Origin of the sequence: Pedobacter sp. PLR (assembly GCF_026239675.1) — a bacterium.
Classification (GTDB): domain Bacteria; phylum Bacteroidota; class Bacteroidia; order Sphingobacteriales; family Sphingobacteriaceae; genus Pedobacter.
Genome location: NZ_JAPIVQ010000005.1, coordinates 287,207 through 302,788, shown reverse-complemented (window position 1 = coordinate 302,788; position 15,582 = coordinate 287,207). Strand labels below are relative to the sequence as shown.

Below are 15,582 nucleotides of genomic sequence, written 5' to 3'. Positions count from 1 at the left end.
GATACAGGCCTTCTTGTTACGCGCCTTTATTCAGCTCGCGATCAATGTAGGATTTCAGTTTCAGTTGATCTTCTGGTAAAGGGCAACGGACTTCCACCCAATTTCCTTTCTTATCGATCAGTAAAAACCGGGGAATCGCAGCAATCCTGTACTTTTTAGCAAAGGACTTTCCGGAGTTGTCCAGCAGCTGAATCCCATCCAGGCCTTTCTCTTTGATCATGTCCAGCCATTTCTGTTTTACAGATTCACTGTCTACAGAAATGCCTACAAAAACGATGTTATCATTTCCTTTATAAGCTTCTTCTACTTCTTTCAGGAAGGGCATTTGAGCTTTACAGGGACCACACCAGGTGGCCCAAACATCAATTAGTACCACTTTACCTTTAAAGTCTTTCATCGATACCGCTTTCCCATTTACGTCCGGTAGGATAAAGTCGTAAGCAGATTTGCCAATAAAAGCGGTATCAGGGGCAAACTGCTCCAATACATGGTTGTATTTCCATTTTACAGACTCTGGCTTTGCATATTTTGCATAAGGTTCAAAAACACGTTTAAACTCACTGTAATTTGCAACGTTCAGTTCTTCCAGCTGCGATTTCAGTAAAAACGACTTTAAAGTTTCGTTTGGAACCGCAGCCATCATGGTTTCTAATTTCCCATCATCACCCAATTGTTGCCTCTTAGCTTCATCCAGGCCATTCAGACTAAATTTAGCAGAGAGATTGAGGTACTCATTCCCTTCGCCCAAGGCTAATAAATCAGTTGAATTCACTTTGTTTTGATTCAGGATCTGAATGTACTGCGCTGGTACGTTTGAAAATTCTTTAGCTGGCAACCAGAATAAATGCTTCTTTCCAGACAGATTGAGGATGGAACGCAAGGCAAGTAAACTATTGTCCATTTGAGCCGCTGTTTTGAACAGCTTATTGAACTGCGCATTATTGGTATTCAGCCCTTGTACAAACTGTTGTACTTTTGGCTGTAAGGCTTGATACGCTGCGCTGAAACCCGCAGGGTCAATTACAGCTTTGTGTCGTTGCTCTAAATTATAACCATAACCGGTCGCAGGAAGCATCAGTTGTGCCCAATCAGAAAGTAGCGTATTTTCTGCTGTAGTTTTCGTCCAGACTGTCTGGAGGCCTAAAGCGCCATCTATATTAAAAGCAATCTGATCATTCGGTTTCAGGTACAATCGTTTATTCCATCTTGGTGTCGAAAGATAATAGAAGCCTTCGGTTTCCACCGGAATCAAAAAGCTAAAAGATGGGTCCGATTTTTCTACATTATAGCCCGCTACTTTTTTAAACGCTCCCTCTTCTACTTTTGCAATTGACAATTCTCCACCAAGCATCCAGTTGCTCAAAGCACCGCTAACAGTTGCCGTTGAAAACTTTGGTGCTTGTTTTTCAATCAGCAGACCTTTTGCTGTTTTCTCCATAAATTGTGCCGGATCCAATCTTAACTGAAGGTTTTGCTTTGGACTCAATTGGATTGGAAAACTGGCAACAGCCTCTTTTTCCAACCTCAGGTGTCCCATTTTCAAAATGGTAACGATCAATTGATAACCGAGCTCCGCACGATAAGGAATTGCAAATGAAAAGCGGTTATTTTCCGGCGTTAACACGTAAGTGGCGATCATACGTTTTGATCCCGCGGCATTGCTCCAAACGGCAATTTCCGCGTTCTTTTTCTGAGTAAGTACCCCTGTAATGTTTACCATCTCTGATTGTGCGGAGGCCTTCTGAGCAAACATCAGGCAACAGAAAACCAGGAGAAAAGCCCTTATATATTGTTTCATACTTGTATTTTTTATTTTGTTCATGAGGATCAGATTAGTTTGCCGCAGCGAGGGTTTGGTCTATTAATTTTTTGAAGCCTGGATTTGAAGGCATTGGGGCATCTACAGTGACAATTTTTCCTTCCCTGTCAAAAATCAGGAATCGTGGAATCCCTGCAACTTTATAATACTGATGGATAGAACCTGCGGCATCAGACAAGAGTTCTAAATTGGTCCAGCCTTGTTTCCTGACAAAACCTTTCCAGATGTCCTTACGGTTTAAGCCATCCACAGAAATACCAATAAATACAATATCCTTTCGGTCATGGTAGCCTTGTTCGATTTTGCCCATGATTGGTTTCTCTTTCAAACAAGGTGCACACCACATGGCCCAGAGGTCAATAATCACCACTTTTCCTTTGAAATCAGATAATCTATGGACTTGATCATTTACATCTTTCAGCTCGAAATTATAAGCCGGAGTTCCCGCTGCAAAGAGATAAAGATCTTCATAACGCTTCTGGTAAGCAGCTTTCTTATCTGGTGACACAAACAAAGCTTTATAGGGTTGTACATTATTGACAAAATCCTCGTATTTACTGAGGTTTTTCATCATGTATACCAAATAAGCCACTTTAACCACATCATTCCCTATCAATTTCGTGTTTTCGGCAAAATAGAAAGGGTTTAAATCTTTGCCGCTTTTTACCTGATTAAATTTCCAGTAAGCAAATACATAGCTGAGCATTTGCATTCCGTTTTCAGACCGCAATAAAGCGGGATTATTGATGATCTTTTTATCCTGTAATGGCTGATAAAATGCCTGAACTGCTGCCGTACTGTCGTAGCCTGCATTTAACCTTTTTCCAAAATTGAAGAAATTTCCTGCCCTCAGGAATTGAAGATCTGTTGCGATTTTATCCGACAGCCAGGTATTAAAATAGCCGTTTGAAGTTTTGTTTTTCTGTAAAAACAAAGCTGCGAATTGCTCAAAGCGCTGGTATTTTGGATAGGCTGTGCTGGCATTATTCAGTACAGAATGTTCATAATCATTGAATGCTTTCATCCAAAGGCCGAGGGCTTGCGTTTCTGCATTTGGCTGCGCAATGATACAGCTGTCGTAGTCTAAAGAAAGTGGGCCCGCATATAAGTCTACTTTTTTTTGATCTCCACCTTTCAGGTAAATGCTATGGTTGAAGGTCGAGCCTTTCCCTCCTGCTTTTCTGAAAAAATAAATGCCTTCTTTTACCTCCACTGTGAATTTACATGCTCCTTTTTCATCCGGACGTATAAAGCCCAGGCTCTGTGCCTCCCCATCTTTCAGCTGGTACAGGAACAGGCCACTTTGTTTATTCCCATAAACTGTACAATTTATTATTGCCTTTCCGGGAGCTGCATTAACTTCAAGAAAACAACTGCTGCACAACAATAAAAACACAAGTAATTTTTTCATGATATTTTTTCTTTTAACCAATTCATGCCCTGCCGAATGGCGGGGCATGAATTGAGTTGTTACCGATTAAAACTATTTCCCATCAAAACGGCTTTTCAAACCTTTATTAATTTGATTGGCCACATACAACAAATGTGCTTTGGAATCCTGATCTGTAGTCTTTTCAGCCGCAGCCAGCACTTCGATACGTAAAGTTTCCAAATGAAAGCCTAAAACAGAACCGATATCTGAACTGATCGTTACCGGTGCCTGCTCTTCGGCAGCAGGGCCACCAAATAACAGTCCCAGAAGATTATTGCCCAATTCGGCTTCTTTAATTGACCTTAAAAGACCATTAACATATCCTTTCTGTACATCTCTACGGTAGGCATCAATTGCTTTATTTGTTTTTAATTCAGACCAGACTCCTGCTTTCAAATCAGACAAATACTCCGTTACTGAATAGCTTTTTCCTTGTCCAAAACGCTGCTCCATCATGTTCAGGGTATTGAATACGCGATCAGTTAACAACTGCGCCATTACCCGATCCTGAACAGTTTGTACGCCACCAGAACGAATAGGACTGCCGATCTTATTTAGCATATTCTGATCGAGTAACCAGTATGGGGTTTCGAAAACCTGCTGATTTAAGAATGCTACCGCTTCCTTTTGTTTCTCCACAGGCGCTGATGCATAGATATCTCCAGGTTCTTCCGGATTTTTGAAGGTTTCCTCCACACTGGCAACATTTTTCACCACATGGTTGGCATAACGACCAAATTGACTGGCCACCTGCAGGTACATCTTCGTTTGATTGTTGTATAAATCATTGTCTTCTTTTGTCCATTCCGGAAGATGCGCCAATACATATTTCAGGTTTTTAATCCCGTATTCACTGGCTTTCATGGCATTATCGCCCAAATCTTCTGACTGACATCGGCCGTCATTGTTCATTCCTTCGCCACCAAACCATAATCTCGGATTTGCTTTTAAGCTGTCTGTAGCCCATTTGGAAACAATTTTCTTATCCTCCAGGTCATTTTTAGCACCGATATAGGTATATCCCCATTTAATGGCCCATTTGTCATAATCGTTGATACGAGGCATGATCCCCGCCGTACCCACACTATCTTCTGGTTGCGCCACATAATTAAAACGGGCATAATCCATAATAGAATTGGTATGTCCATGGGCTTCTACCCATTTCTTATCCCTTAAGTTTTCAACCGGAGTAAGGCTGCTGCTGCCCATATTGTGTCTTAAACCCAGGGTATGGCCTACTTCGTGTGAAGAGACAAAGCGGATCAGCTCTCCCATCAGTTCATCGCTGAACTTCATTTTACGGGCTCTCGGGTCATTTGGACTGGCCTGAACCATATACCAGTCATGTACTAAGCTCATCACATTGTGATACCATCCTACATAACTTTGTAAGATCTCCCCGCTTCTTGGATCATGGATATTTGGTCCATAAGCATTAGGAACATCTGAAGGCAGATAGCGCAGAATTTTATAACGGGCATCTTCCAGACTCATTGTCGGATCATTTTCAGGCCATTCTTTACCAATAATGGCATTTTTAAAACCTGCAGCCTTAAAGGCTTCATTCCAGTCGTTAATACCGGCAATTAAGTACGGACGCCATTGTTTAGGAGTGGCCGGATCAAGGTAATATACAATCGGTTCTTTCGGTTCTACCAATTCCCCTCTTTTGTATTTTGCCATATCTTCGGCCTTTGGCTCCAATCGATAGCGCACAATAAAAGTTGTTGCACCAAAATCCTGTTGCTGATCAGAAATTGGCTGATATACGTTTGCAAAATAACCTACGCGCAGGTCGAACTGGCGGGGCATCATCGGTTTTTCGGGCATCAGGAAAATAGAAGTGGAAACTTCCATGGTGATGGCCCCTCCAATTTTTGCTGCTTCTACAGATGCTGCAGGTAATCCTGGTCTGGCTGGCGCTGCTGCCGCAGTAGCAGAATAGGTACGTAGCATTTTCAATTCTACATTGGTAGGATACGAGGACACACTTTTCAGGTAACTTCTATCCGCTGCCATACCTCCGATGGACATTTTGGATTTCACCTCATTGCTCAGCATGGTAAAGGAGTTTTCTTTTTGCAGAAAATCGGTAGCATCAATTACGGAGCTTTTCCCCTTTTCACCTTGTGCTTTGATGTCAAACACCATAGCAATAGGGTTGACATTGGAATTAAGCACTGCTGTTGAGATGGCATTGGTTGAATCAACCGGGGTCACATTACTGATCACCCGTAGTAATAGTTTCCCATTAAATCCTTTTTCAAAACTAATGGTCTTTGTGTTCATCAGTTCCCCCCCAAACTTCGGGCTACCACCAGGTACGGTTACTAACCAGTTGGTAACCAAAAGCTGTCTTTTTAAAAGCGCATCAGGAATTTCAAAGTAATACTTATCACCATTTTTGTGAATGTTGATCATTCCATTTTTACTCTCGGTATCTTTTGTTACAATCGAGCTGATTGGCTTAGGGCCGGTTTTCAGGGTATCAGCCCTGGTCTCTTTGGGTTTCCCCACTTGTGCCATTAAGGTATTACCCCACAATGCCAACAAGCCAACATATATTATTTTCGTTCTCATTACCAGTATATTATCGTTCTAATCGCTATTTAATTACTTCTTATCCAGATCTAAAAACTTATCAATTTTTGCGGATATGTATTTTAAGTGTCCAACCATTACCGGGTCTGTGTAATTAGGTAGAGCCGCATTACATTGATCCATCATAGTTTTCAAATGAGCACGCAATATTACCGGTACATCTGTACCTGCTAATTCTTCCAGGCCTGGTTTAGTTAAATCCGGAAGTTTATCGCCATCCTGAGCCGATTTAATCATATAGGCTACCTGGCTTTTCTGTAAAATACGCTTATAGCTATCTACAGGCTGACGGGTTTTCAACTCCGCCCACATTCCTTTGTTTAAATCAGTGAATAATTCATCAATGCTGTAGACCTGTGCTTTGCCGTAACGCATCGCAGCGTTATTCATTCTGAAAAGACGGGCAGGGCTGATTAAATAGCTCAAAGCATTGTCCTGCATTTTTTGATATTGCTCCTTTTTCGCAGGCTTTCTAAACTTATTTAATACTTGCTGATCAAAAATCCATAACGGCGTATTAAACAACTCTTTATTTAAAAATTCTACTGCTGCTTTTTGTGTGGCTCTTGGTACAGGTGCATATACATCACCCTCCTGCTCTATACTTTTAATAGTGGTATAAACGCCACCAACATTTGAATACACCCGACGCGTAATGAAAGAGAACTGATCACATAAAGTATAATACAAATCTGAGGTATTGTAATAAGTACCATCATTTGTAGTGGTCCATTTTAGCAGGTTGGCCATGACTACTTTTAAGTTTTTAAGGCCGTATTCACTGGCTTTAACCGGATCGTTTCCTAAATCTTCCCATTGTACATTAGGATCTACAGGATCACTTGGATTGGTATTCTGATCTGGTCCAAACCATAATTTACTTCCTGGTTTTACGTTATCGAGAATCCATTTCAGGCGGATTTTCCTGTCGCTTTCAAAATCTTTGGCACCGGTATACGTATAACCCCATTTGATGGCCCATTTATCATAGTCGCCAATTCCGGGGATCAATCCTTTTCTTGAAATCTGATCTTCCGGCTGGGCCACATAATTGTAATAGTTGACATCCATAATGGAATGGTTAAAAGGATGGCTTTCTAACCATTTTTTATCTCTTAGCTGTGCAAGAGGAATGGTAGAACTACTTCCCAGATTTTCGCGCAGGCCAAGGGTAAAACCTACATTACGGGAAATTTGCGCACGGATTAAAGCACCCATCAATTCATTACTGAACTTCATTGACCTTCCATTAGGGTCGGCTGCTCCAGCCTGTACCATATACCAGTCGTGCAGGGTTTTAATCTGACTATGAGACCAGCCGATATAAGATTGCAGAATTTCTCCGGTACGTGGATCGTTCAATCTAGGGTTTACCGTAAAAGGACTTGCTGAAGGAAAATAACGAACTACGCGGTAACGCGCATCTTCTAAACTCATCGCCGGATCATTTTCAGGCCATTCTTTACCAACAATTGCATTTTTAAAACCAGCTGATTTAAAGGCCTCATTCCAGTCGTTAATACCGGCAATGATGTACTTGCGCCATTGTTTAGGCGTAGCAGGGTCAATATAATAGACTAGTGGTTCTTTTGGCTCCACAAGCGTTCCTGCTTTATAGCGGGCCATATCCTGAGGCTTAACTTCCAATCGGTTACGAACAATGAAACGCTTCAGATCTACTTCTTGCTGCTCATCAGAAAAGACCTGATAGCTACCTGAATAGTAACCTACCCTTGGATCAAAAACCTGCACTGCCATTGGTTTTTCAGGCATGACCATTACCGAGTTGCTGATTTCAAAAGTAACCCCAACACTTGCCGATGGCGCTGCTGCATCTTCACCAGGTTTTGGTGCTGCCGCGCCCATGCTATAGGTTTTCAAAGATTTAACTTCAATATTACCAGGGAAAGCATTCATAGACAGGATCATTGACCTGTCAGCAGCAGCTGCACCTGTTCCCATTTGTTTTTTTGCCTCTGCATTAAAACCAGAGATCAGGTTATCTTTCAGGAAAAAGTCTGTAAATTCTACAACAGATGATTTGTTGTCTACACCACGTGCTTTTAAGTCAAGCACCATAATAATCGGATCAACTGTTGCATTTCTTAAAGCACGGGAGATCATATCCGTTCCATTACTTTGAGCAACGTTGGTAATGGCACGTACAAATAGCTTATCATTTGGTGCTTTCTCGAAAGAAACAATCATGGCGTTCATCATTTCCCCGCCAAACCTTGGACTACCCGTTGCCACTTTCGATAAACGGGTAGTAAATAAAAACTCCGCCTTTAATACCGAATCAGGAATTTCAAAGTAGTACCGGTCGTCGACCTTATGAACTTTAAACAGACCGGATTTGGAAATGGCTTTAGCTGAAATGATATCTTTATATGCTTTCAATTTAGCTATTGCCGGTTTCTTCACTGCGGCAGAGTCCTGCGCAAAGCCTGTCTCAAATGCAAATAGTGCAAAAAGGAAAGGAACAAATTTTAACTTCATAAGTTTTAACGTTATTGATGGTGATAATTCTAATTATTATGGTTTTATTGCTGTGTTTATTGTTTAGCGGCCCAGTCCTTTTTTAAAGACGACATCTGTGATTTTTTCAAAACCGGTATATTGGTCTGCGGGGTTTGAAGGGGATCCCATGATATCTCCTGTTGAGTTTAGCTTAAAGAAATAGACCGTGTTTCCTCCCCCGCTGGCGGTTTCGTCGGTAGCTACCATGAGCACTCTGCCCTCAGTTGACGGGATATTTACGGCAGCATATCCGGAGTTGAATGTTTTCATCACCTTGATCACCGTTCCCACAGGAAAGGTTAGTCCGGCCTTTGCAGTGGAAGTTGCCAGATTTTTCACATTACAGGTGTAGATGGTGTTTTTATTCACATAGTAAAATGCGCCTCCCGGTAAAGGCAAAAAGGTTGGAACGGCAAATAAAGTAGCGGAATTAATACCCGGACAATTTGCTTCCTTCAGGAAGTACCGACCTGTTTTAAAATTATTAGTATACGCTGTGGAGCGTTGAAACTGAACCAGGAAAGTACTATCTCTATTGTCATTTTTGAAGAAACAATTCCAATAGCCATTTGAACTTGTCATTGGCTGTGCATTTTCAGCATAAATTAAATCATGCTTCATATTGTTTAAATCAAAGCCCGATCCGGTTGTAGGGTGTAAATCGGCAGGACTGCCTGTATATTTCAGGAAATGCTGATTAGGCACATCAGGGAGTATCGGTACAAATGCACTGGTTTCGATACGATACAGAAAAAAGCAACGGCTGTTCTTATCGTACAGTGTAAAATACGAATCACTGTTGGCGGAATTGATTACAAAAGGACTTAAAGTAAAGCTGCCCAGGAAAGGTGGATTGAAGTAAATCGGCGGGATTTTAAGAGAGGTCGCCGATACCTGACGGTAAGAAATCTGGTTGTTATTGATCAGATATTCCCATCCTGAAGAACTTCCTCCGGCAGAACCATTCAATTGAAAGTTCATCGCATTTGGTGCTACAAAAAACCAGCTTTCAGCTTTGGCAGAATCAGCAAAATCAGTGTTTCTCACTTCCAGACCACCGTTTGGGTAGAAAAACGACACCTTTTGAGCACGAGTTGCCGTGGCATGATTTATTATATTTACTTTATAAGTTCCTTTTGGGAGTTTATGGTGATTAAACAAAGAATAAACATTGTCGTATACCTTACCTTTCAGCGAGCCATCTCTTGTCGTAATTACCGAAATATCCGCAGTACCATCAATCGCCTGATCCTGTAATACTACCCAACCCTCATTACCCCATGGCGCTGCCGAAACATTCAGGGCAAAATGTTTAAAATGAGCAACGCCGGTTATTTTGTCAGTGAGTTTCACCACCAGGCGGTATAAATTAGGAGGTATAATCACTTTTGTGATTAGTTCCGGAGCATTCCCGATAATGTACGAAGAAGGATTAGGGTTTGAGGCCACATATTGTATCACCAACCATTGGTAATCGAAATCGCTGGCTGTACCCATTGCCTGACTAACCTTAAGTTTCACTTTCAGGCTGTCATTTTGATTCAGGTCTATAGAATCAGCCGTGATAAACACATTCCGGTCTACCTTTTCCAGGTCGGCGGTAATCGTCGGTATATTAAGCTCCTTATAGTTATAGTTCCCTTTATCTTTCGTGCAGCCGAAGAGGAATACAGCCGCCAGCATGGCATTCAAAAGCGTGATTGTTGTCTTTTTCATGTGTTTCATATTTTCACTAGTAATTTGCAGGACCAACTTGTACCGGTTGATTACCGGCATCCGGATCTTTAAGAACGGCACCCGTTCCGCCATAATTACCAGGGTAGTTGAGGCGGATATAATTTCTTACCAGCGCTACATATTGATCATAAATTGGTGGGTGCTGACCTACAAAGCGACTTCCTTCCGGAAATTCCGTGATGGTCTCACCTTTCTCTTCATCATATAATGCATCGAGAATCAATTTGTATTTCGTTTTGGTCCAGGTTCCGAAATTGAGAGTATACCCCGCAAAAGGTGATCCTGCCAGGGTTCCCCAGGTTTCTGGTTGCTGGAGATAGCCCAGTTTAACCGTTACACTTTGTTGACTGGTAATTCCGGAACCCGGAAAAGCAGTATTCTTATTGATGGACAGTTTAAACTTTACGCTGTTCGCTTCTAAATCCGGCGTACGGTAAAGTACTACCGGAATTGTGCCTTTAAAAGCATTTGCGGGGATGATTATTTTAGCAGCTAATTTGAAGTGTTTGCCTTCTACCGCATTGAATTCGTCTGAGGATATCTTTTCCAGGGAAACCTCGCGATCTACAGCAGCGGCATTTCCAAAAACATTCAGGGGAATCTGAATGGTATCTAACAGCTTGCGTGGATATTTGGCAAAAGTATAATAGAAACTGCCATTAGTTGCAGCGAAATAAAGGCCATCTTCTTCTACAAAAACAGCAGGATCTTTCTCACAACCGGAAAGAAAGAGTAGTGCAAAAGATAATAATAAATAAGATTTTAAGGATTGCATATCTTGTTTGATTTAAAGGTCAGCGATTAATGATTGTACTCCTGTTCTTTGTCCGGAATTGGAAATACATAAGCTCCTTGCGGCACAATAGCGATACCCGTTACTGCAGACAGGTTTTTATTCAATCGTTTATAATAGAAGAAAGTCTGTCCCTCCTGGATAAATTCCTTTTGATATTCCTTCATGATTTCATTGGAAAGCGTTTCTGCATCGGTAATACTGGCTGTCGTCAGAGCCTTTAGGCCCCTGCTATTTCTCACCTGATTTAGATAAGCTAAACCTGAGGGTACGTCTGCAGCAGATTCTGCCGCGATATAGTACAATTCAGAAACCCTGATCAAGGGCATGATATTTTGCATGATATAGGGTAAATTCACATCCTGAAAGATTTTAGAAGGGACATTCAAGCCGGCAGCATTGGCATCAAACCAGGATTTATACCTATAATCTTCGATGCTTCCAGTGGTTCCCAGGTAGAGTGATGTTTTACCTGCTGCAGACAGCTGCAAGGAACCGCTCTGTAAATCGAACGTACTGACATTTATCTTGGCCAGGCTGGTACTGTATAGGGAAAACACCAGTTCCTGAGAAAACATGCGGTCTCTGGTTCCATTTCCCACACTCGCTACATCACTTGTGATTAAAGGAAATTTGCCACTTCCGATAACTGCCATGGCATTTGCTCTGGCATTCGGGATATCCCCTTTATACTGATACACCCGCGCCAGTAAGGCCTGCGTTGCCCAAAAGTTCATGTGATTCTGTGTATAGGAAGAGAACAAATCATAGGAACCTTTTTTTAAGGCCGTAGTATCTGTTTGGGCCAGCAGAGATTTTGCACGTTGAAGATCTGAGATACAAGAATCCAGCGCCGTATTTAAGGTCACAAAGGGTTTGGATTGAATATTAAACGTTGTCACATAAGGGATTGCTTTCTCTGTAGCACCTGTAAGCGGTGGCTGACCATACAAACGTGCCAGATCAAAATGAAACAAGGCCCGCAGCGCTAATGCTTCGCCCTTCACTCTGAAAAAATTATCCCTGGTAAACAAGGCTTTTTTTGCTTCGATGTGTAGCAACAAATTATTGAGATTGGCGATGTTATTATACATCCCTCCCCAGATTCCCGCGATTTCGGCTTTTACCCCGGCATCCGTATAACTGTAGCGGGAAGTATTCGCATAAAGACTACTGGCTAAAGTCGAATTTTGGGCATTGGTGTAGTTATTTGCCATGACAGACAGCATTCCTACGGTCAGGTCATTGGTATATAAACCTTGTGTCCCCCCATTATTAGGTTTATCCATACCCAGATATACTCCGGTAAGGGCATCAATAAATCCCTGTTCATCATTAAACAACACGTCTTGTGGAAATTTATCCCTTGGGGGCAAATCCAGAAATTTCGCACATCCGCTCATGCCGGATAAGCTGAGTAAAAACAAAGCCACATGGCTGTAATTCAGCAAGGCATTCCGACGTTTTTTTTGTGGAGTAATCATATGGTTAGGCATAATATTTAGAAATTAGTAGATAGGCCAAAACTGAAACTTCTGGAGAAAGGATAGCCTGTCCCCCGCTCTGTTTTGATGGTGGCAAAGCGGGCTAAATTGTTTTGGGTGATCATGAATCGTGGAGCAGAAAGGTGTGATGCTTTTACCCACCTTAAAGTTGCCGGGAAATTATATCCTACGGTGATACTAGAGATCTCCAGGTAGTTGTTTTTCTGCACAAATCTGGAAGTCGCATTGGTGATCTGGAGTCCTGCATTTGGACCAGAAATCAGCGATTTAAAGGAAGCATGATCACCAGGTTTTTTCCAGCGATCTGTCAATACCCTTTCATCGGCATTACCGAATAAAAGATCAACGTTTTCGACCTTGTCAATCAAAGTCTGATTGTACATATATCCTCCGGTTTGGAAGAGCAGGTTGAAATTCAGGATAAAATTTTTATAGGTAAAGTTCGAAGCCATCCCCCCTTTGAATTTGCTGGTGGCATCTCCGACAGGTCGTTTATCTGAGGCATCCCAGACAAAAGTTCTGCTGCCATCTAATTTCTCGAATACCTCTTTACCAGTTGCAGGATCAATACCTAAAGAAGGAACAGCCCAGATTCTGGTCATCGATTCTCCAACCACAAAGCGCGGCAATGGTGACTTCTGAGAAACCTTTGGATCATTTGACACGTTATTGGCTTTATTGATGGACTCAATAGCCGGTGATAACCGGGTAATGACATTGGTATAATGGCCGGTGTTGAAACTTACCGTCCAGAATATATTTCTTTTGGCATTTTTGATCAGCGGCGCGGAAACCGACACCTCATAACCTTGGTTTTTTGTTCCCCCCAGGTTGTCCTGATAGTTTACAAATCCGGTGGAAGGCGCCACATCTAAAGGCAAAATCAGATTGTCTGTTGTTTCCTGGTAAAACTCTACGGAAGCATTTAATTTACCATTCAACAGGCCTAATGATAAACCCAGATTTTTCTTCAGTGTTTGCTGCCATTTCAAATCAGGATTGGCATAATTGTTCAATAAACCACCTAATTGCAAGCGGTAATTGTTGCTGAAGCTATATTGATATACCTGCTGAGACATGTAAGGGGAAAAGTTTTGGTTACCAGTGATCCCGATACTTGCTCTTAATTTTGCAGACTGGATGATGTCATTCTGTTTAAAGAATGATTCTTTACCAATGTTCCAGGCCAGACCACCGCCATAAAACGGTGCCAGTTTATTATTGGTACCAAACTGAGAAGAACCACTTTGATTGATGGTAAATTCTGCCGTATACCGATCTGCGTAGTTATAACTTAAACTCAGGTAATTGGAAAGACTTTTGGTGATATTTTTAATGGAAGCTGGCTTCAGGTTGGATAAACCAAAGCCATTGGCCATTCCCAATTCGTCCAGATAATCATTAGGAATACCGGCAACGGCGACCTGTGTACTTACACTTGTTGTTTTCTGCAATGCAGCCCCTAAGGACGCAAATAGGGTATGCTGACCTAATCTCTTATGATAATTTGCATTGACCTTACCATCAATCGCATCATTTGTTCCCCTCGTTTGAGAATAAGTGCCCAGCTCCGGAAAGGTAGCAAGGCTACCCGCAAAGGTGGTATGGTCTGCAGGATAAAAGGTTTCTGCCTCCGGAAGGTTCCTGGTCCAACCCAAACTACCTCTGATCTGAAAATCATCGGTCACTGTCCACTCCACATTGGTATTATTGGTGATGTTCAAATTAGCGGTATAGCTTCTTGAATTCAGGGTAGAATTATAGGTAGGATTCGTCATTATTCCACCAGGTGCCGAACCTTCGAAACCTAAGTCTATCGAGTTTGGTTCCAGAATCTTGATCACATTTCCTGCCTCATCCCGATTTCTGAAATAAGGAAATTGCATGGTATAGTCTCTAAAACTCCCCCATGGCGTATTGACTCCTTTGGCGTAGCCTAATGAAATCCGGTTATCAAATTTGATTTTCTTAACTGAATAAGAAAGGTTATAATTTAAGGAATAGCGCTTACGGTCTGATTCTTTCATCACCCCTTCAGATTTATTGTAATTCAGGTTAAGGCCGTAGCGCAGGGCACCTGCCCCTCCGGATAAAGACAAACTATGATTTGTCCCGAATCCTATTTGTATAGGTTGGGAAAGCCAGTCGGTATTGACCCCTCTTTTTACGTTATTCAGTCGGTAGTTATACCATTGTTTCTTAGCGAGATCAACAAAATGATTCTCATCGGAATAGATCCCTGCCAGACGTTGCGCTTCCAGCAGACCAGCTCCATCCAATAAGTTATAGGAGGAAAAATCTGGTAATTCAATGTTAAAATTCACAGCATAAGTTGCCCTGATTTTACCAGAAACCGGTTGTTTGGTTTCTACGACAATCACGCCATTGGCGGCTTTTGAGCCATAAACTACGGTTGCAGCAGCATCTTTTAACACGGTAATGCTGGCAATTAAATTGATATCCATATCGTAAATGGTCTGCATGGTGGTTTGAAAACCGTCCAGAATAATCAGGGGTTCATTTGGATTGGACAAATAGCTGGACATCATATCTCCGTTAGAAACCGGTGTTGAACCAGCTGCACCGCTGAGCGGTAAATTATTTTGTCCACGAATCTGGATGATGGGCAATTGATTAGGATCACTTCCAAGGATATTGTTTTCCGTAAGCCTTACCGATGGATCTATCACCGCCAGCGCCTGTATTACATTGCGGGGATTCACCATTTTCAATTCTTCCCCGGTATAGGCTTTGGCCGATCCGGTAAAATTTCCGGTTGGTCTTTTATACAAGCCATTATTTATCGTGACCTCAGCCAGATTGGTGGAAACAGGTTTCAGGTTTAGGCTTACTGTTTTTTGTCCGGGCTTTAAAGCCACATATTCTGCCTTAAAACCAACATAGGATATCCTCAGTGTAGATTTTGGCGGAACATTTTTCAGTTCGAAGGCCCCTTCCTTTGTCGTTTGTGTGGTATTATTTGTTCCTGTAACCTGAACGATTGCTCCGGGAACCGGCTTTCCGTTTTCGTCATTTACTGTACCTCGTACCGCCACATTTTGTGCAAGAAGGACTGTTGAAAACAGGTTCAGCAACAGCAGTAATAACAGACTTTTAGCACTATTTAATATTTTAGAATTGGGAATCATATTAATCGTTTACAAATTATTTTTGA

The 15,582-nt window shown here is 41.9% G+C and carries 8 protein-coding genes; all 8 read right to left on the bottom strand.

The genetic code is table 11. From position 1 onward, the window contains the following. Window positions 1-16: 16 nt before the first annotated feature. The 8 genes from OQX61_RS14385 to OQX61_RS14350 all read right to left on the bottom strand — a co-directional run bounded on the left by OQX61_RS14385 (window position 17) and on the right by OQX61_RS14350 (window position 15,556). The gene (locus OQX61_RS14385; protein WP_265842447.1) at window positions 17-1,798 is read right to left on the bottom strand and encodes a TlpA disulfide reductase family protein; all 1,782 of its coding nucleotides are present in this window, start codon (window positions 1,796-1,798) and stop codon (window positions 17-19) included. A gap of 34 nt (window positions 1,799-1,832) precedes the next feature. After that, complete coding sequence (locus tag OQX61_RS14380) at window positions 1,833-3,230, bottom strand: TlpA disulfide reductase family protein (protein WP_265842446.1); 1,398 nt, start codon at window positions 3,228-3,230, stop codon at window positions 1,833-1,835. A gap of 72 nt (window positions 3,231-3,302) precedes the next feature. Beyond that, a complete protein-coding gene (locus OQX61_RS14375; protein ID WP_265842445.1) occupies window positions 3,303-5,831 on the bottom strand; it encodes a zinc-dependent metalloprotease in 2,529 nt (842 codons plus the stop codon). Window positions 5,832-5,864: 33 nt separating this feature from the next. Next, window positions 5,865-8,351 carry a zinc-dependent metalloprotease gene (locus OQX61_RS14370; protein ID WP_265842444.1) on the bottom strand — a complete coding sequence of 829 codons (2,487 nt, stop codon included), beginning with the start codon at window positions 8,349-8,351 and terminating at the stop codon, window positions 5,865-5,867. A 63-nt stretch (window positions 8,352-8,414) separates the two neighbouring features. Continuing rightward, on the bottom strand, window positions 8,415-10,088 hold the full coding sequence (locus OQX61_RS14365) for a PKD-like family lipoprotein (RefSeq protein WP_265842443.1): 1,674 nt from the start codon (window positions 10,086-10,088) through the stop codon (window positions 8,415-8,417). Between the two features lie 16 nt (window positions 10,089-10,104). Then, complete coding sequence (locus tag OQX61_RS14360) at window positions 10,105-10,884, bottom strand: DUF4843 domain-containing protein (protein ID WP_265842442.1); 780 nt, start codon at window positions 10,882-10,884, stop codon at window positions 10,105-10,107. 26 nt (window positions 10,885-10,910) lie between these two features. Further along, complete coding sequence (locus OQX61_RS14355) at window positions 10,911-12,386, bottom strand: RagB/SusD family nutrient uptake outer membrane protein (RefSeq protein WP_265842441.1); 1,476 nt, start codon at window positions 12,384-12,386, stop codon at window positions 10,911-10,913. 17 nt (window positions 12,387-12,403) lie between these two features. Beyond that, a complete protein-coding gene (locus OQX61_RS14350; protein WP_265842440.1) occupies window positions 12,404-15,556 on the bottom strand; it encodes a SusC/RagA family TonB-linked outer membrane protein in 3,153 nt (1,050 codons plus the stop codon). Window positions 15,557-15,582 lie beyond the last annotated feature (26 nt).

Bases quoted from the DNA above. Each gene is read 5' to 3' on its own strand.
- OQX61_RS14385 (WP_265842447.1), bottom strand. From the start codon at position 1,798: ATGAAACAATATATAAGGGCTTTTCTCCTGGTTTTCTGTTGCCTGATG.
- OQX61_RS14380 (WP_265842446.1), bottom strand. From the start codon at position 3,230: ATGAAAAAATTACTTGTGTTTTTATTGTTGTGCAGCAGTTGTTTTCTT.
- OQX61_RS14375 (WP_265842445.1), bottom strand. From the start codon at position 5,831: ATGAGAACGAAAATAATATATGTTGGCTTGTTGGCATTGTGGGGTAAT.
- OQX61_RS14370 (WP_265842444.1), bottom strand. From the start codon at position 8,351: ATGAAGTTAAAATTTGTTCCTTTCCTTTTTGCACTATTTGCATTTGAG.
- OQX61_RS14365 (WP_265842443.1), bottom strand. From the start codon at position 10,088: ATGAAAAAGACAACAATCACGCTTTTGAATGCCATGCTGGCGGCTGTA.
- OQX61_RS14360 (WP_265842442.1), bottom strand. From the start codon at position 10,884: ATGCAATCCTTAAAATCTTATTTATTATTATCTTTTGCACTACTCTTT.
- OQX61_RS14355 (WP_265842441.1), bottom strand. From the start codon at position 12,386: ATGATTACTCCACAAAAAAAACGTCGGAATGCCTTGCTGAATTACAGC.
- OQX61_RS14350 (WP_265842440.1), bottom strand. From the start codon at position 15,556: ATGATTCCCAATTCTAAAATATTAAATAGTGCTAAAAGTCTGTTATTA.